This window comes from Pseudomonas purpurea (assembly GCF_039908635.1).
Lineage (GTDB): Bacteria > Pseudomonadota > Gammaproteobacteria > Pseudomonadales > Pseudomonadaceae > Aquipseudomonas > Aquipseudomonas purpurea.
In genome coordinates this window covers 2,376,430-2,394,105 of the sequence record NZ_CP150918.1, presented here as the reverse complement: position 1 = coordinate 2,394,105, position 17,676 = coordinate 2,376,430, and the positions used below count along the sequence as shown (strand labels likewise).

Here is a 17,676-nt window from a genome sequence, read left to right as displayed (position 1 = left end):
CTACTCCCCATAAAGATAATGTTTATCAGGCCTATATCGGTGTAACTGAACGATTTTCCTGCCCCCCCAAACTCCCTGACCGCCAGAAGCGCCGGATTAATCACACCGGTTTCATGGCACGTTGTGTCCCCGGTTTCCGCTACAGACGTAGGGCAAATGCATCGGCTTAAATCAAATTCAGGGTGCCGAGTCACGTTCAAGGAGAACTGATTGCGCCCGGATTCAGACTGGCAACCGTTAACCGTTCGGCGATTTGTCTACATCAAGGATGATAGGGATATGAGTCTGACCAGCAGTATCGACAATATAGAAAGCCCGCACTTTTACTTCGAATTGGGGGAGTTGGTATCAAACACGGGCAAAGACCACTTTGCGGCAAACATGCTCCATCTGGTCGACAAACGAGTGCCGGTCAGCATGATCGACCTCAGTGAATGGACGCTGGACGAGCGCCAGGCAAGCATTCTGGATATCAAGCTGTTGGGCAGCGCCGGGTTAAAGGAAGAGGTGCCGGCGCCCTGCGTCTCAAGTCACCAGGACGATCACCCACTGCTCAAGCAAATACTTGAAATGGATGATTCACTGCTGATTCAAATGAATGCGCAAACCCACAGCAAACACACCAGAGACACGTCCCATCAGTGCAACCTGGTTTCACGCAAGTCCAATCGTCGCAACCTCATTTCGTTGTACCGTCCTCACACACAGCGTGCGTTTTCCCTGAGTGAGTTGTCGTTTTTGAAAAACCTCTCCGAGACCCTGCTGCCGCTCCTGGAGCGCCACGCCCAGATCAGCCGACAAACCACGCTGAAGAAGCTGGGAACCTGGGTGAAAGGACCGGTCGCGGCGCTCAAGCAGACACAGTTACAACGTGAGTTCTACGAGCGACTGTCGCTCAGCGACATCACCTTGTCGGCGAGAGAAAAAGAGGTCTGCCTGGGGCTGTTGACCGGGGGCACCGTGCCGGAAATGGCCGAAAAGCTCAGTGTGAAAAACAGCTCTATCGAAACCTACCTCAAACGCGCCGCAGCAAAGCTGGGGGTCAGCGGCCGGCATGGGCTGGCCAAGTGGATGGTCGGGGCCTAAGCCCCCGACTCGCGTCGCCCTTCACAGGCGGGCCGCTCAAACGCAGGCCCGCGTCTTTTTCGAGCGAGACGGGGCAATGCGCCAATTTCCCCTCTCCCTCGCTGCGCATCTCCATTCGTGCTAAAAAGCCCCCTCCTCGACAGACATCCCGCCTGGCACCCGATTTAAAACGATATGGACATCGGTTACTTCAACGAACACATAAAACCGCTGATACCCCACTTTGCCTTTGAGTACTCATCGTTTAGGGAGGGCGACTTGTGCAACGTGCGCTCACGCCACAGCACTTTGGGGCATCCCTAGAATGGCCGCCTCCTTGAAGTACGCTCTACAAGCCCTTCGCGTCCCAAGTGGCTGGACCATCACGATCAACAACCTGTTCGAGGTCGAACTCACGCCGCAAACAGCGGATTGGTTCAGCAGTTCTGTCCTGCTGGGCGGCGTCAGGCGCAGTACCGGTGACTGTTTCGACGCCAGGCTCGAACCAGAAGGCGACCCTGACGGTGAGTTCGTCGTTGATTTCCTGACCATCCGATATGACAAGGCGTGCAAGGTCATCAAGAACTCGGAGGTCTTTCTCGGCGAATTCAGGACCAGGAGCAAAGCTGAGTTCATTGAGAAAATCGAGTCTTACATGCTGGCGCGAAAAACCGCCCTGCAAGCCCTCGACCCACAGGCCCCGGCACAATGAAAGTCGTTTGCACGATAAACAACCTGAATGACCTCCAGGACCCGGACGTATCAGCCCGGCTCCGGTATTACATCCGCATGCCCGGCGGGGAGATCGACCTTGAACCGGGCAAAACGTACACGGTGTACGGCATAGAAATGTGGGACAACTGCCCCTGGTTCTATCTGTGCAATGCGCTCGACGACGAGTACCCCAAGCCCTATGCCGCAGACTTGTTCAAGGTCGTGGATGAGCGGTTCTCGACGTATTGGCGGCTCAGCTTCGATCAGGAAGCCCGTCGAGCGCCTGCAACCCGTTTTGTGTTCGATATCTGGGCCGATGACCCGTTGTTTTATGAACAACTCATCGACGGCGAACCTGGCCGTGTTTCGACTTTCGCTCGCTACCGCGCCCTGATGGAGAATGAGTACACGTGATCCCGAAAACCGGCTTGAAGTCGCCCTGGTCGGCTGCACGGTGGATCTGGAGCGGTTGCAAGGACGCCCATGCCCCTAATGCCCCTCCTCTTCACCATCGTCACTGATACCCCGACAAGGAATCGCCCCCAATGCTCATGATCAAGGTCGGTCTGCTGCTGCTTCAAATCACCGGCATGTTGATATTCGTCGGCAAGATCGCCCTGTACCGTAATGCGTTCAAATGGTTTCGCCGCAGCGAACCCTTGCGCTGTGCGACGGTGGAGCAACAACGCTTGCTGGCCAGGTACTACCCCAAGGAAACCTTTGACCGCAACGTGCATCGGCTGTCGGGCAGCTACCGTCGTGGCGGGACAATGCGTGAATGGCAAGGCATGGACCTGATCGGCGACCTGCCAGTGATGTTGCCTCCCCTGGCGAAGCCATTTCTGAAAGAGCACGGCGAGAACACCCTGGACGTGGTGTGCGGCAAGGAGCACGCCTATGTCATCCGCCTCAACGAAGGCTACGACATCGAGCGCTACGCGCAGCAGGTCGAAGACAACGAACGCCACTGGGCGCAGTGGGACTTTGGTGTTCCAGGGCCTCGGATCAATGGACAGAACATCGAGATTCTTGGCCAGCGCCGCAGCCGCAAAACCGAACGCCGCATTGACGTGTACGTCTTGTATTCCGATGTACCGGATACCCGACGCTTGCTGGGATCATTGGCCGTGGTGCTCGGCATGCTGCTGTTCTGGATGATGGCGACGAACTGGATTGAGGATAAAGGCTGGTTTGTACTCGGCACCCTGGTGGCCCTGCTGGGTTTTCTGCCGATCACCCTGGAAAAACATCACCGCCCGGAACCGATCAACCGCCTTCGCGGGATCTATAGCCAAGATCCCGAACTGACATACCCGGTGTTGATTGGCGACGAACAAGTCTGGGGCCTGCAACCCTACCGTCAACTGATGGCCGAGCACCTGCAAGCGGGCCAGGAGGTGACACTCGAGGCGACCGTCAAGGACAGGCGCATTGTCAGGATCGATGGCCTGCCCGACCCCTATATTGACTGGGACTACCGCCAGTACGAACCCTTGATCGGCAACGTACTGATGCTGACGGTCATGCTTGCATCACTGGCGCTCGGCCTCTACCACTACCCGTCAATGGAACGCACCCCGGCCCAGGCCTGGGTCATCTATTCAAGTGCCGGCTTGTGCGTTGCGTATGCCGTGAACCTGCTTCGCAGGCTGTGGCAGCGCCGGCACAGAATGCAACCTCAAGAGGATTGAGCGCGTTAACCCCGCGCTCAAATTCTGCCGAGCGGGTCATGCCGCTACCGCCCTACCGATTGCGGGTCATCCGCCAGTTGTTGATCGTCTACCGGGTACTTCACCACGACCCGGTTCTTGTACAACCGCTCACGCCGCACCAACTCGCTGTTCTGTCCCTTGCTGAGAACGTCGCGCCAGATTTCGTTCTCACGGAAAACCCGGCCGCTGTCCCGCACGAAACGGTGTTCGAGTTGATAGATGTGATAGCGAAAGTCCCTCGGCTGATCGCTCAGCAACTCACCTTCGAGTTGCTGCTCGCCGACATGCAGCTTCAGTTGGAAATGCCTGTCGGTCGGGTTGTGCAGCACCAGGTCAATGTAGTTATAGAAAATCGCCGCCCCGGACCCAAACGGCAGCACCCGGCCTTCATCGGGGAATGGATCGAAGCTGTGATTGGAGCGTTCGGTCACCACCAGCGGCGAGTGAATCGCCATCCAGTGAATCAGGTTGCTCAACTGACAGATCCCGCCGCCGACACCGCTGCGGGCTTCACCGAACGATAACTCCATGCCTTCGACAAACCCGCGCTTGCGCGTGGGCCGACCGACCAGGCGACAGAAAGAGAAGTACTCGCCCGGAGCAATGACCACCGCGTCGATGCTGCTCACGGCCAGTTTCAGGTTAATGACTTTGTTGTGCTGCAATGCCAGGTCGGAGTTACCGAGTTTCCTGATCAACTTGGAAGTGTGCTTGATGTAGCGGTAGGCCAATCGAGGTGCAGAGCCCGTCGGTTGCGCATACGTTCGGCTGGAGAACTTCCAGGCAAACTGTCGGAACATTCTTTTTTGCCGAACACGCAGCCAGTACAACATCGGGTGATAAAGCGAGAGTGGTTTCATCCGTTTCAAAACGGCCCGGATGGCCGCTTTCTTCCTTGTTCTGAAAAATGCCGCGCATCTTATCTGCAATACGCAGGATCGCTCAATGAAGTCTCATTGAAAGGAAAGGAAAGGGATGGGATGGGATGGGGCCAATACGCCGAACACCCATTGACCGGGTAAAAAGGTGTTCGCCCAGTGTTATGGCCTGGCAATCCATGCACCGGTAAAGAGCCCTCACACTGGGCGAACGAGAGGATATTAATAGAATGCGAACCATCTGTCCGCGCACAAAACCTGAATAATTCTGAACACAATATGTCTGCAAACAGGGTAGTTCATCTGAAACAGGCGAACTTTCATTCACTCACCAGATCGACCCATGAGTTCATCACCGTGTGCCAGCCAAGTTGGCACACGGTGAATCGCCGATTAGCGCCTTGAATCAACTTTCATGTTGAGTGGTGATTTCAAGAACATCGGTGTACGTCACCACGACACTCTGGCCGATTTTCAGATTTTTCAAATGGGCCTGAACTTCCGGTTTTTCCACGCTGACGGTCTTCTTCTCGCCAGCCGGGTTTTCAAATGTCAGCTGGTTCTTCTTCAGGTCGATACCGGTGATTTTCAGCTGGACCTGAACCTGACGGAAGGCTTCGCCACCCGGGTTCGGATTGTCCTTGGTCGCGCGAATTTCGCCGGTGCGTTCGGTCGCATCCGGCAGGCCTTTATCGACCGTGGTGTCGAGGTAGGCAGCAACCGAGTGGGTGACCTGAACGCTGACCTTGTCGCCCACCTTCAGGTTGCCCAGGTCCTTGGCCTTGTCGCTTAACTGGACATGCACCGGCTGGCCCTGTGCGCCCTCGAGCACGACTTGATGTTTGGCCGCGTCGACAGAAATGACTTTGGTGACCACTTGATCGGCTTCCACTGCGCGAGACAGCGGGATCTCGGCGGCATAGGCACTGAGGCTGGCAGCGGACAGCAGCGTAGCGAGCGAAATGGCTTTGGTCAGTGTATGAAGCTTCATAGCGGTACATTCCCTGTGTAATGAAATGAAGGTGCAGCGGCGACGCCCGACCGAGGCCGATTACGCCGCGTGCCGAAGGAGCATAGACGCTGATGACAACTTCACCCGCCACATTGCCCCTGACGACTCAATACCCGGTCATTTCCAGATAGCCCTGCCCCGCGTGGCTGCCACTGAACTGCACCGGGCCTTCCCAGTAAGGAATGCGCAAGTTCATCCACGCCGCGGGGTTCAGCGCCGCGCTTTGTATGTCCAGGCCCTGACCGGGGATTTTGATCGACCAGCGCGTCGGCAAGGTGCGTCCCGCCACCTCGGTCGAGGCCAGCGGCGTGAGACTGATCTCGTCGCTGGACAAGTGCTGCGGCACGCCTTGAGCATCGATCCAGGTGCCTGTGAGATAGGCACCGCCATCCTGTTGCCGAACCCGGAACAGCATGAGTTTGGTGCCGTCGTTCAGGTGCAGGGAAAACCAGTCCCAACCGGTTTGCGCAGCGCCCAGCGGTTGGCTGCTCCACTCCCGGTCCAGCCACGCGGGGCCGCTGACCTGATAGGTTTCGCCGTCGATTTGCAAGCTGCCCGAGGCCTGGAAAAACGGCTGGCTGTAGTAATAAGAAGCCTGCCCCTGCTCGGATTTCCGACTGTAGCCCTGATCGCCTTGCAGCACCGGCGCGCGATCCGAGGTGAGCTGCAACTGATAGGCGAAGCCCTTGCCGCTCGCGTGCAGGTGCATCCGGGCCAAGGGATTCGGGTTGCCGGACTCACTGACGAAGCGCCAGTCATCGATCCACGCGTCCAATGGCACCGCGCTGACCCCGGCCTGACCGACGCCACCCCGTGCGTAACGTTCGGCGGCGTGGTGAACGGTCGCGGACGTGACCGCCGCATGCCCCAGCCAGATCGTCTGGTTGCCCCAGCCGGGTTGCTCGGGAACCGCTTTGAGGGCATTACGAAACAACGTCCATTGCACACCGAATTCACGCCCCTGTCCATCCTTGAGGTTGGCGGTGACGTACCACCACTCAACGCGAAAACCCTCATGGGCGCCATGATCCTCGGGAAAACTGAAGACCCTGCCGGGCGTGACCTGGCTGAACGCTGCCGCCTGACTGCCCAGACCGGCAAATCCGTTTGGCTGATCCGCTGACTCATCGCAACCGGCCAGCGCCAATACCCACACCAGCAAGCCGATTGCCCTGTTAATCCTCATGAGCAAAGCTCCTCAGCAAATCCGCAGGTTGGGTTCGCGCCAGTTTGAACAGCGGCCACGCCGACGCCAGCAACGTCGCCAGCATCGCCAACCCCAACAGTTGCAGGAGTTGCAGCGCAAACACCCGCAACGGCAATTGCCAACCGAAAGCCTGAACGTTGATCACCGTGTTCAGGCACCAGGCCAGCGTGATGCCCAGCGGCACCGCGAGCACCAGCGTCAACACCGCCAGCAGCCAGGTCTGCCCCAGATTGAGCAACATCAGTTGCCGGCGACTCACGCCCAGCGCCCACAACGGCGCCAGTTGCCCGAGGCGGCTCTGGCTCTGGGTCAGCAGGCTGATAAACAGCGCCACACCGGCGACCCCAAGGGTCAGGCTGTTGAGGGCGGCGGTGGCCGCGAACGTGCGTTCGAAGACTTGAGTCGACCACCCCTTGAGTTGGCTCTGATCGACTATGCGGCTGTCGTCCAGGGCAAAACGTGCGTGCAACGCACTTACCAGTTGAGGTATCCGCTGTGGCGCCAGGCGCAGGTTGAAACGGTTCGGCGCCAGTGCTGGCCAGTGCTGCAACAGGTGTTGGCCATTGACCAGCAGATGCCCCTTGGGGTTGCCGTAGTCCGCGTAGATCCCGACGATCTGCGGCGACCACGCACCTGCAGGCGTCGGAATCGGCAGGTGATCGCCCAACCTGACCTTGAGCCTGCGGGCCAGTTGTTCGCTGATCATCAGCGTGTCGGCCGTGGCCAGTCGGTCCCAGGGCTTATCCCCCAGCGCTTCGAGCAACGGCCAATGTTGACGATAGTGCGGATGATCGATGATCCCGAACAGATCCACCGGCCAGCCTTGCAGGGTCATGGACGCCTGCCAGTTGGGCAGCACAGCGTTGATCTCTGCTTGCCGGGACAACCAGGCCCTGAAGCTCGGCGGCCTGTGTCGGACTCTGCGGATTGACGTACAACTCGGCGCTCAAGCGTTGGTCGAGCCAGTCGTTGAAGGTCTGGCGAAATCCGGAGGTCATGCTGCCGGCACCGATGTTCGCCGCCAACGCCAACAGCAACGCCATCAGCGCCAGGCTCAAGGCCGGCAACTGTTGGCGACAATCGGCCAGAAACCATTGCCCCAGCACCGAACGACTGCGCTGCAACACCCGGTTCAACAGGCCATTGAGCGCCACCGGCAGCGCCAATGCCGCGCCGAGCAACAGCGCCGCCATCAGCACAAAACCACTGGCCAGGCTGTCGCCCCAGCGCCACGCCATCACCGCGACCCCGGTGGCCAGCGCCGCCACCCAGGCCTGACGTCGCAACCACCGTGCATGCGCCTGATGCCACGCCTGTGGATTTGCCAAGGCCAGCAGCGGCAGCCGGGCCGCACGCAACAGGCTGTTGGCCCCGGCCAGCACCGCGCCGAACAGGCTCAGGCCAAGCCCACTGAGCCACCAGCCCGGGCTCAGGCTCAGGTGCCCCGCCACTTCTGCGCCATACAATCCTCGCAGGCTGGCCGCGACATCCGGCAGTAACAGGCTGGCCAGCAGATAACCGCTGACCACTCCGGCGACCCCACCAAGCAGCGCCAACCCGCCCAGCTCTACACTCAGGCAGGCAATCAGCATCCGCGCACTGACGCCGCAGGCACGCAAGGTCCTGAGCAGCCCGCGCCGCTGTTCCAGCGCCAAACCGATCGCGGCATGGACAATGAACAGGCCCACCACGAAGGACAGAAAACCCAGCGCGTCGAGGTTCAAGTGAAAACTTTCAGTCAGCCGCGCCAGGTTGTTTTCTTCACCGCTGCGCCTGAACTGCAACTGCCCCGCCCACTCACTGGGCAACGCCGGCTCGCGGGCGGCAAAGTCTTTGGGTAGCAACAGCCGCGACAGCTGGTCCGGCAACCCCAGCAGTTGTTGCGCCATGCCGATATCCACCAGCAACACGCCGGGCGCCATGTCCGCCTGGCTGCGAAGCGGCGGCAAGGCCTGGCCATTGAGGGTCTGCGGTTGATCACCGTCATGCAGCCCCAAGGCTTCAAGGGTTGGCGCGGCGATCCAGGTCACACCCGGCGGGCTGAAAAGCTCGACAATCTGCTGCATGCCCAAAGCGCGCCCGGCCACCGCGCTGCCGACCGGCAACGACAGCGGTTCGATCCCGATCACCTGCAAGCGCTGTTCGTCATGGCCCTTGAGCGACAACCGACCTTGCAGCATCGCAGACACCGGCCAGCCGGCACGGCGCAAATCGACGAATGCGGCTTGAGAAAAAGTCGCGCCCTGGATCGGACCGAGGCTGGCCTGGGGTTCACCGCCGATCAACTGGCTGGCGCGGGCGTAACTGTCCCGCGCGTGGCTGTTGAGAGCTTGCACACCGGTCAGCAGACTGGTGGCCAGCCACAACCCGGTCAGTACGCTGAAAAACTGCACCGGGTGGTGTCGCCAGTGGCTGAGCAAGGCGCGCAAGGTCTCCCGAAAAACCCGCACCTCAGCGCTCGTCCGCATCGGCCAGGCGCCCGCGGTGCAGCACCACTTTGTGCGCCAGCCGCGCCGCCACCCGAGGGCTGTGAGTCACCATCAACAAGCTGGTGGGGCTGTCGGCGAGCAATACCAGGAGCAAGTCCAGCACCTCGTCGCTGGTGCGCTCATCCAGGCTGCCGGTGGGTTCATCGGCCAAGAGCAATGGCGGCCGCGACGCCAAGGCCCGACCCAGCGCCACCCGTTGCTGCTGCCCACCGGAAAGCTGTTCCGGGTAGCGCCGCAGCAAATCCCCAAGGCCCAGGCGCTCCACCAATTGCGCTTGCCAAACCGGATCGAAGCGCCCGGCCAAACGCGCCTGAAACGCCAGGTTGTCCTCGACCCGCAGGCTGCTGATCAGATTGAATTGCTGGAACACCAAGCCAATGTCGGTGCGCCGCCAGTTCGCCCGTTGCCGTTCGTTCATCTGTTCCAGGCACTGGTCACCGATCCGAATGCTGCCGCGATCAACGTTGTCCAACCCGGCAATCAGGTGCAGCAAAGTACTTTTGCCGCTGCCTGACTCCCCCATCAGCGCCAGGCTGCTGCCCGACGCTAACTGCAAGTCAACGCCTTGCAACACCGTCAGGGGTCCCTGCGCAGTGGTGTAGCTCTTGAACACACCCGACACCTCAAGCATGGAAAACGCTCTTCTTATCGCCAATGCGACTGAGGATAGACTGCCTGCGCCTCAAGCAGTCACCCATGTGGCTTGTCGCGGCGGACAGGCCTGCGGTTAAATCGGTGAAACGGCCTGGACCTACCGCATGTCAACCGACCCTGGTTTCACCTCCTGCGACGACCTTCTCACCGCCCCCACGCCCTTTGACGGTGACGTGCTGGACCCGCAAATCGAGCATTTGCCGCTCCATCAGTTGCGCTGGGAAAACTTTCAGAAACTTTGCGCGCAGCTGATTCAGCATCACTACGAGCACATCACCCAAACCTTCGAATACGGCCGCTCCGGCCAGGCTCAGGAAGGCATCGACGTGACCTGGCGTTTGCCCCTGTCCAGCAAACGTCACGTGGCTCAGGTCAAGCGCTGGAAAAAAATCGGCGCGGCCGATATCGAAAATTGGGTCAGGGAATTCTGCGAAGGCGCGCTGGCCGACGACACCGAAATGTACCTGCTGTGCCTGTCGAACGACCTGCTGGACACCCAACTGGTCGAAGCCTGGGGAAGAGCCCAGCGCGTGCTGGAAGCCCGTGAAGTGCGCAGTGAAATCTGGCACAAGGAACACATCGAGACGCTGCTCAGGCATGCGCCGGACCTGGTCCGCACGTTTTTCTCCCAGGCGATCATGGAACGCTTCTGCCACCTGCCATCCATGCCTGAGCCGCAGCCTCATACTTATCGCGCGCACTTCAATGAGGTCGGCGACACCTTCGTCACCCTGGAGAACACCTCGGTACGTTTCGAACTCTGTGTCCCAACCCCCAACAACCTTAAACCGAGCGCCATCCTGACGTTTGGCCGGTCCGATCTCAACGGCATCATCCTGGGCCTGAACGGCGAAGAGCTGGTGTCATGGCTGCAATGGGCCGGCCATTATCGCAAGGGCGACAAGGTGCCTTTCTCCCACCCCAGTCACACCCGGCCACAGGCGTTTGTGCTCAACGCCCGCCAAGCGCGCCTGATCCTTGAAGCCCGCGAGCTGGAAGAGCTGATCTGGGTGTTGCAGCATGCCTGGGAACCCTATCGAAACGCCGTCGAAGCGCTCGACAGAAACTGGCAGATCCTGCGTTTCAAACGGCTGGAGCGTGACGCCGACGGCGTGTATGGGCTCTACAGCCTGTCCAAACCGCTGTGGCGGCTGATCATTGACTATGTGCGCGCCCACGACTACAGCCAGGGTGATTCGCCAGAGCATATTTTCGAAAACCCGGGCAATGGCGTTCTGAAGGTGTTCGTCCCCACGCGTACAGCCGAACTGGACCCCGGCTTTCACCTGATCACTTACGTGTACCTGGAGGGTGGTTTGACCGCCGGCCTGCATGAGGAAAACCTGACGCTGGGCTGGTCACCCGCGCGCATTGGTGGCGGTACGCCTCACTGGAGCCCGCGCAAACAATGGGACGCGGAGTTCACTCATCACTGGTTTGCCCATGTGCTGATTCCCCGCGTGCTGCGCTGGTATGAAAGCCAGGAATTCCAGCGGCTGTCGTGGCTGAACAAGGTCCGGCAAACGCTGTCAGGATCGGTGCCCCGGTATCAACTGGAAAACCACTTCTACTCCAGCGCACGGCTGCAATGCCGGGCACTGGAAGAGACCCTGACGCGAGAGCAGACCATCGCCTGCCTGCGCCAGATGCAGTCGCACTTTTACGTCGACAACCGCGAAGCGGCGATCGAGCCTGCGCTTGTCGTTGCGGTGCTCACCTGCATTGCAGAACTGGCCCAGGCGCTCCCCGAGTGTCACTACAGCTATGTGAAAAGCAACTTGAGCCTGGGGCAATCGCCCCTGATGGAAGGCATCGACCGGTTGCTCGCCAAACCCTCGAAGCTGAACACCGCCACCTGGCTGGAAATGGCACTACGCTCGCTGATCTGCTGCTGCGAAACCTCGGATTCCCTGACGGACGCTCAGTACCGCTGGCTCCGGCATCACCTTGAACCGCTGTGGGGGCGCATGCGTGAAGACCTGCTGTGCGACCAGTTCCGCTGAGCCCGGCGTTCACTGCCCAGCCGCCAACCCGGTTTGCGGCGCGGCCTCGGTGGGCGTCACGATGCTCGTGAGGTCGATATGCCGCCAGGCCGGCTTGGCGCCCAACCGTGCATTAAAACGGTAGTTGAAGGTGAACGCGTCATGCGTGGGCCGGCTCAGCGGCGTGCCGTAGACCGGTTCGATGTCCGTCACGGCGTAGCCCATCAACTGGAGCAGGGTCGGAAAGATGTTGTAGTGGCTGGAGCGATCCTTGTTCGCAGCCAGCGCTGCCTGCCAGTCGAGGGGCTGCAATGCGCGGCCCTGGATCACCACCAACGGCACCAGCCCCTCCTCTTCCACCGGGTCACCGCCACAGTGGGTGTTCAGTCCGGGGTTGCCGCGCTCGTGCAGGTCCTGGCCGTGATCGGAGGTGTAGATCAACGTGGCGTGGCTCAAGTCGGCCTTGGCGAACACCCTTGAAAAGAACTCTCCCACGTTCCACAGCAGGGTGTTTTTGTAGGCGTTGCGGTACAGCACCCAGTCATCTGGCTGACCGTTGAAACCGTCACGCTTGCCGGTGTCGGCGATCTCCAGGAACTGCCCACGCGGCAATACCGGACGGTAAACCATGAAGTCGTCGGGGTATTTATCGTGCACCGGGAAATGCGCGCCGACCTTATTGATCAGAATCAGCTCCGGCTGCCCGTCATTGAGCAACTCGATCAGTTTCTGTGCGGCCGCCATGTCGCGGTCTCGCACGCTGGTCTGGTCGAACTGGACGAACTCGTCGATGTCCTTGCGCTCAAGGTCGCTCATCAGATTCTGCAGGTTGCCGCCCGTACGCTGGGCATCGATGTACACCGTGCGCAGGCCAGCCTTTTTCGCGTACTGCCAGATCGACGGCTGGGTCGAGTTGATGCGTGTGTAATCGTTTCGAGTACCGCCGTAACGCAGGGTCACGTTAGTGTCGGCGCTGCAATTGGCAATCGAGGCCGCATAGCCATAGTTGAAAATATCCACGCCTGGACGTGGCTCTTTCAGGTTGCTGTGCACGCCGAATTCGGTGTTCAGGTCCAGGTAATTGCCGGACACGCTTTCATCGATGATCAACACAATGTCGTGATCGACCGCCACCCCGGCCCGCGCCAGGCTGACCGGCTCGCGGGCGCCCACGGTGTTGTGCAAGGCTTCGTAGGTAAACAGATTCAGATAGGCCAGCGGTGTGTACATGATCGGCAGCCCGCGCGCGCCCTCCCCGGCCCGCACGAACAGCACCGCGCTCAACAGCATGACGCCCAGCAACGGCGCCGCGACCAGCGCAAACCCTGGCAACGGCAGGCGTCGGCGAGGCTTGAGGCCAACCCCCAGCAGCAGCAAGAGGCCACTGACCATGGCGCTGAGAATGGCGGCCCGGTATTGGTAGGCGGCCTCTTGAATGAAACCGCCAGAATAGACCAGCGACACAAAACTGCTGTACGTCAGGTAGTCGGCGGTGACCCGGCCATAGACGTCAAAGAACACGGCCGAACAGAACATCGCCAGGGCAAACAGGTGGCGGACCAGGGCCTGGCGGATGCAAGCCGTCATCCATAACGCCACGACCAACGCTACGAACATCGCGCAGTACAACACCAACGGCACACCGATGCCCATCGCGGTGATGCGTTCAAGGTAGTCACCATGGTTTTTCAGCAGGTACAGAACCAGCAACAGTTCCTTGAGGTACTTGGTCATGGCGCCCTGACGCTCCCGATCATCAGCCGTTGGCGTGCCCATCAATGGCCACTTTTTGACACTAGCAGCCCGCGATCAAAGCGCAAGAAACATGAAAAAACCGTTAAAAGCGTCAAAAAACCGTTGACTCAAAACTGACACACCCAGCCCCCGTGAGGCCTTGTAATACGAGGCATGCGACCGTTTATCGCTTTCTTCAAAACCCCACCAACCTCTCAAAAGCGCACCAAAGCCGCTGCCTGACGGCGCTTGATGGCAAAGCGCCGGAATTCCGGCCCTTTCCCAACATGAAGAACATGTCAGTTTGCTGACACGGATTACCGAGGCTGGGCTATACCCATTTTGACAGTCTCAATTGAGTTACATCCACCGGTTTACGAGGCACGCCAATATGGACGTGAGCGTATTTGGTACGGGTTACGTTGGCTTGATACAAGCGGCGGCCTTGGCGGACGTTGGGCACCGGGTATTGTGTGTGGACATCGACCCCAACAAAATCCGGCAACTGCAACAGGCGGTCCCTCCGATCAGTGAACCGGGCCTTTCCGGCACGCTGGAAGAGAACATCAAGGACGGTCGCCTGCTGTTCACCACCCAGGCCAGTGATGCCGTCGCTCACGCCGAACTGATTTTCATCGCCGTCGGCACCCCCGCTGACGAGGACGGGTCGGCCGACCTCAGCCACGTCCTGGCGGTCACCCGGCAAATCGCCAGTTGCATGAACGCCGACCGGACACTGATCATCAAATCCACGGTTCCGGTCGGTACTGCCGATCAGGTCACTGCTGCTGCCCGCCATGAACTGGATCGGCGTGGCCTGGAGCAGCTCAACGTACGCGTGGTCTCCAACCCGGAGTTCCTCAAGGAAGGCAGTGCACTGGCCGATTGCATGCGCCCGGACCGGATCATCGTCGGCACCACTGACGAAGAAGCGCGCAATCAGTTGAGCGAACTCTACGCGCCGTTCTGCCGTAACCATGAAAAGCTGATGTTCATGGACAACCGCAGCGCCGAGCTGACCAAGTACGCAGCCAACGCCATGCTGGCGACCCGCATCAGTTTCATGAACGAACTGGCCAACCTCACTGAGTTGCTGGGTGCCGACATCGAGGCGGTGCGCAAAGGGATCGGCTCGGACCCGCGCATCGGTTATCACTTCATCTACCCCGGCTGTGGCTTCGGCGGCTCGTGTTTCCCCAAGGACCTGCGCGCCCTGCTGCACACCGCCGAACACAACGGCATGCCGCTGCGCCTGCTGCGCAGTGTCACCGACGTCAACGACAGCCAGCGGCACATCCTCTTCAGCAAACTGCGGGCGTATTTCCCGAACGGTTTTGCCGACAAGAAAATCGCCGTCTGGGGGCTGGCCTTCAAGCCCAACACCGACGACATGCGCGAAGCCCCGAGCCGCTACCTGATGGAAGCGCTGTGGCAGGAAGGCGCAACCGTGCATGCGTTCGACCCTGAAGCCATGTCCGAATGCCGGCGCCTCTACGGTTACCGGGATGACCTGCACCTGTGCGCGACGCGTGACGACACCCTGGAAGACGCCGACGCCCTGGTGATCTGCACCGAATGGAAAAACTTCCGGGTGGTCGATTTCGAGGTACTGGCCGACAAATTGCGCTCACGGGTGATCGTCGACGGCCGCAACCTCTACAACCCTGAGCACGTGGCCGCGGCCGGCCTGCACTACAGCGGCATCGGCCTGCGCAGGATTGCTCCCGAGGTCTCGACACAATGAAAATACTGGTCACCGGCGCGGCCGGCTTCATTGGCGCTCATTGTGTGTTGCGGCTGCTGCGCGACGGCCATCATGTGTGTGGGCTCGACAACTTCAACGATTACTACGACCCCCAGCTCAAGCACGACCGGGTGCGCTGGGTACAGGATCAAGCGGGGGATTTTGCGCTGGCACGGGTCGACCTGGCCGACAGCGTGGCAATCCATGAGCTGTTTGTGCGCGAGCAACCCGAAGTGGTCATCCACCTCGCCGCACAGGCCGGCGTGCGCTACTCGCTGGAAAACCCCAGGGCGTACCTGGACAGCAACCTCACGGGTTTCCTGAATATTCTCGAAAGCTGCCGCCACCATCCGGTGCGCCACCTGATCTATGCCTCGTCCAGTTCGGTCTACGGTGCCAACCAGCACACGCCTTACTCGGCCCATGACGGCGTGAACCATCCGCTGTCCCTGTACGCGGCCACCAAAAAAGCCAACGAGTTGATGGCCCACAGCTACAGCCACTTGTATGGCCTGCCCTGCACCGGCCTGCGATTTTTCACGGTGTACGGCCCTTGGGGACGCCCGGACATGTCCCCGATCCAGTTCGCCCGGGCAATCAGCGAGGGGCATCCGCTGAAGCTGTTCAACTACGGCGAACACCAGCGTGATTTCACCTACATCGACGACATCATCGAAAGCCTTGCACGCCTGCTCGAACGACCACCCAAAGTCGCACCGGCGTGGGACCGAGAACACCCGGACCCCTCGACCAGCATGGCGCCATGGAGGATCTACAACATCGGCGGCGAACGCCCGGTGGAACTCAAGGACTACGTGGCATTACTGGAAAAACACCTGGGGCGAAAAGCCCGGGTGGAGTTGCTGCCCTTGCAGCCGGGGGATGTTCTCAATACCTACGCCGATGTCCATGAGCTTGAACACGACACCGGCTTCCATCCCCAGGTCGAACTCGACGAAGGGCTCGGCCGCTTCATTGCCTGGTTCCGTGACTACTACCCGCTGTCCATCGCCCAGACGGCGCTCGCCAGTGAGTCGTTAGCGCACACAGAGCCAGTAAAACAGCGGAGAAGTCTATGACTGGTCATGAAAAAGGTGTGCCGCTGCAACACCTGCGCCGCGACAAACGCCTGGACCCCGAACATCGCATGCGCCTGGACACCGCGATCCACATGCAAGGACGTGGCTGGATCACCGGACGCGACGGCGGCCGTCCCTGGACGCTGTCGCGAACCAACCGGGTGGTTGCCTGTTTCGGTGCCCTGGTGTTGCTGGTGCTGTTATCGCCGGTGTTGCTGGGACTTGGCCTGGCCGTCAAGTTCAGCAGCCCGGGCCCGGTGATGTTTGTACAAAAACGCACCGGTTATCGCGGCCGCGCCTTTGGCATGTACAAGTTCCGCACCATGGTGGCCAACGCCGAGGAGCTCAAGGAGTCGCTGCGTCACCTGAACAAACACGGGGCCGACGCCATTGATTTCAAGATCGACAAGGACCCTCGAATCACCGGCATCGGCGGTTTCCTGCGCCGCAGCAGCCTCGATGAGCTGCCGAACCTGATCAACGTGGTCTGCGGCGACATGCGCCTGGTCGGCCCACGCCCAACTTCGTTCAACGCCTACCGGTACAAGGACAACCACCTGGCCCGCCTGAGCATCTACCCCGGCATGACCGGCCTGTGGCAGATCTCCGGACGCAGCAACATCGACTTCGACCAGCGCGTGGAGCTCGACCTGAGCTACATCGCGGAACAGAGCCTTCTGCTGGACCTGAAAATCCTGCTCAAGACCCCCTTCAAAGTTTTCAGCGGCCACGGAGCAAGTTGAGATGGACGGTTCAACCACCAAAAGCTTGACCATCGCAAACCCGAGCGAGACCAACCTGACCTCGACCGTGCTCGACTCGGACCTACGAACCTTGCTGCTGACCGCCGCCAACACGGACTCCGGCACCAGCACCAGTGCCCTGGCCCTGGCCCGGCAACTGTCCGAAATGAGCAGCGGCCCGGTGTTGTTGGTCGATGCGAGCTATTCGACCAACAACCTGAGCCAGCAACTGGGCCTGCAAAAGGAACGCGGGTTTTGCGACCTGCTGTTCAACACCGAAAGCCCGCCCTTGCTGCAGGACTGCATCGTGCAGGTTTCCAGCCTGCCCTTCCATGTGCTGCCCAACGGGCGTCATACCCACAACGTCGAGCGGCTGAACCCTGAAACATTACGCCCGCTGCTCAAGCAACTGGGGACGCAATACCGGTTTGTCGTGATCGACGGCGACGCTGTGTATTCGGCGGCCGACACCCTGGTCATCAGTACCCTGGTGGACGGCGTGGTGCTGGTGGTGCGCGCCGAAGAAACCCGCTGGGAAGTGGCGCAAGCCGCTACCCAACGGTTGACACAGGCAGGGGCAAAACCGGTGGGTTGCATCTTCAACCGACGCAAGTACTACATGCCAAAATGGCTCTATAACAACCTGTAAAACAGCAGCCAAAG

14 protein-coding genes and 1 pseudogene are annotated in these 17,676 nt (G+C 60.1%); 9 read left to right on the top strand and 6 right to left on the bottom strand.

Annotated elements, in window-relative coordinates; all coding sequences use genetic code 11:
- Positions 1–279 precede the first annotated feature (279 nt).
- The 4 genes from AABM54_RS10890 (at position 280) to AABM54_RS10875 (ending at position 3,470) form a co-directional block, all read left to right on the top strand.
- Positions 280–1,086, top strand: a complete 807-nt coding sequence (locus AABM54_RS10890) for a helix-turn-helix transcriptional regulator (protein ID WP_347905410.1) — start codon at positions 280–282, stop codon at positions 1,084–1,086.
- 304 nt (positions 1,087–1,390) lie between these two features.
- On the top strand, positions 1,391–1,777 hold the full coding sequence (locus AABM54_RS10885; protein ID WP_347905408.1) for a hypothetical protein: 387 nt from the start codon (positions 1,391–1,393) through the stop codon (positions 1,775–1,777).
- A complete protein-coding gene (locus AABM54_RS10880) occupies positions 1,774–2,193 on the top strand; it encodes a hypothetical protein (RefSeq protein ID WP_347905406.1) in 420 nt (139 codons plus the stop codon). Before AABM54_RS10885 ends, AABM54_RS10880 begins: the two co-directional genes overlap by 4 nt.
- A gap of 131 nt (positions 2,194–2,324) precedes the next feature.
- Positions 2,325–3,470 carry a hypothetical protein gene (locus AABM54_RS10875; protein ID WP_347905405.1) on the top strand — a complete coding sequence of 382 codons (1,146 nt, stop codon included), beginning with the start codon at positions 2,325–2,327 and terminating at the stop codon, positions 3,468–3,470.
- Positions 3,471–3,514: 44 nt separating this feature from the next.
- Here AABM54_RS10875 and AABM54_RS10870 read toward each other — a convergent pair whose 3' ends face one another.
- From AABM54_RS10870 to AABM54_RS10850, 5 genes and pseudogenes are all read right to left on the bottom strand, one after another.
- On the bottom strand, positions 3,515–4,351 hold the full coding sequence (locus AABM54_RS10870) for a VanW family protein (protein WP_347905404.1): 837 nt from the start codon (positions 4,349–4,351) through the stop codon (positions 3,515–3,517).
- Positions 4,352–4,775: 424 nt separating this feature from the next.
- Entirely contained in the window at positions 4,776–5,360 is a 585-nt protein-coding gene (locus tag AABM54_RS10865; RefSeq protein WP_347905403.1) for a hypothetical protein, read from the bottom strand.
- Between the two features lie 127 nt (positions 5,361–5,487).
- Positions 5,488–6,567 (bottom strand): lipocalin-like domain-containing protein, encoded by a 1,080-nt coding sequence (locus AABM54_RS10860; protein ID WP_347905402.1) that lies wholly within the window; start codon positions 6,565–6,567, stop codon positions 5,488–5,490.
- Positions 6,557–9,038 (bottom strand): annotated as a pseudogene (locus AABM54_RS10855) (FtsX-like permease family protein). Before AABM54_RS10855 ends, AABM54_RS10860 begins: the two are co-directional and overlap by 11 nt.
- A 1-nt stretch (position 9,039) precedes the next feature.
- Complete coding sequence (locus AABM54_RS10850) at positions 9,040–9,708, bottom strand: ABC transporter ATP-binding protein (RefSeq protein WP_347905401.1); 669 nt, start codon at positions 9,706–9,708, stop codon at positions 9,040–9,042.
- 127 nt (positions 9,709–9,835) lie between these two features.
- Between AABM54_RS10850 and AABM54_RS10845 the strand changes: the two genes are divergently transcribed.
- Positions 9,836–11,734 (top strand): hypothetical protein, encoded by a 1,899-nt coding sequence (locus AABM54_RS10845; protein ID WP_347905400.1) that lies wholly within the window; start codon positions 9,836–9,838, stop codon positions 11,732–11,734.
- Positions 11,735–11,743: 9 nt separating this feature from the next.
- On the opposite strand, the gene AABM54_RS10840 is transcribed toward AABM54_RS10845, so the two are convergent.
- Positions 11,744–13,447, bottom strand: a complete 1,704-nt coding sequence (locus AABM54_RS10840; RefSeq protein WP_347906167.1) for a sulfatase-like hydrolase/transferase — start codon at positions 13,445–13,447, stop codon at positions 11,744–11,746.
- Positions 13,448–13,838: 391 nt separating this feature from the next.
- Between AABM54_RS10840 and AABM54_RS10835 the strand changes: the two genes are divergently transcribed.
- The 4 genes from AABM54_RS10835 to AABM54_RS10820 are packed head-to-tail and all read left to right on the top strand — an operon-like array spanning position 13,839 to position 17,662.
- Entirely contained in the window at positions 13,839–15,191 is a 1,353-nt protein-coding gene (locus AABM54_RS10835) for a UDP-glucose/GDP-mannose dehydrogenase family protein (RefSeq protein ID WP_347905399.1), read from the top strand.
- A complete protein-coding gene (locus AABM54_RS10830) occupies positions 15,188–16,270 on the top strand; it encodes an NAD-dependent epimerase (RefSeq protein ID WP_347905398.1) in 1,083 nt (360 codons plus the stop codon). Before AABM54_RS10835 ends, AABM54_RS10830 begins: the two co-directional genes overlap by 4 nt.
- Complete coding sequence (locus AABM54_RS10825) at positions 16,267–17,013, top strand: sugar transferase (protein WP_347905397.1); 747 nt, start codon at positions 16,267–16,269, stop codon at positions 17,011–17,013. Before AABM54_RS10830 ends, AABM54_RS10825 begins: the two co-directional genes overlap by 4 nt.
- Before the next feature lies 1 nt (position 17,014).
- On the top strand, positions 17,015–17,662 hold the full coding sequence (locus AABM54_RS10820) for a CpsD/CapB family tyrosine-protein kinase (protein WP_347905396.1): 648 nt from the start codon (positions 17,015–17,017) through the stop codon (positions 17,660–17,662).
- Positions 17,663–17,676: the final 14 nt, after the last annotated feature.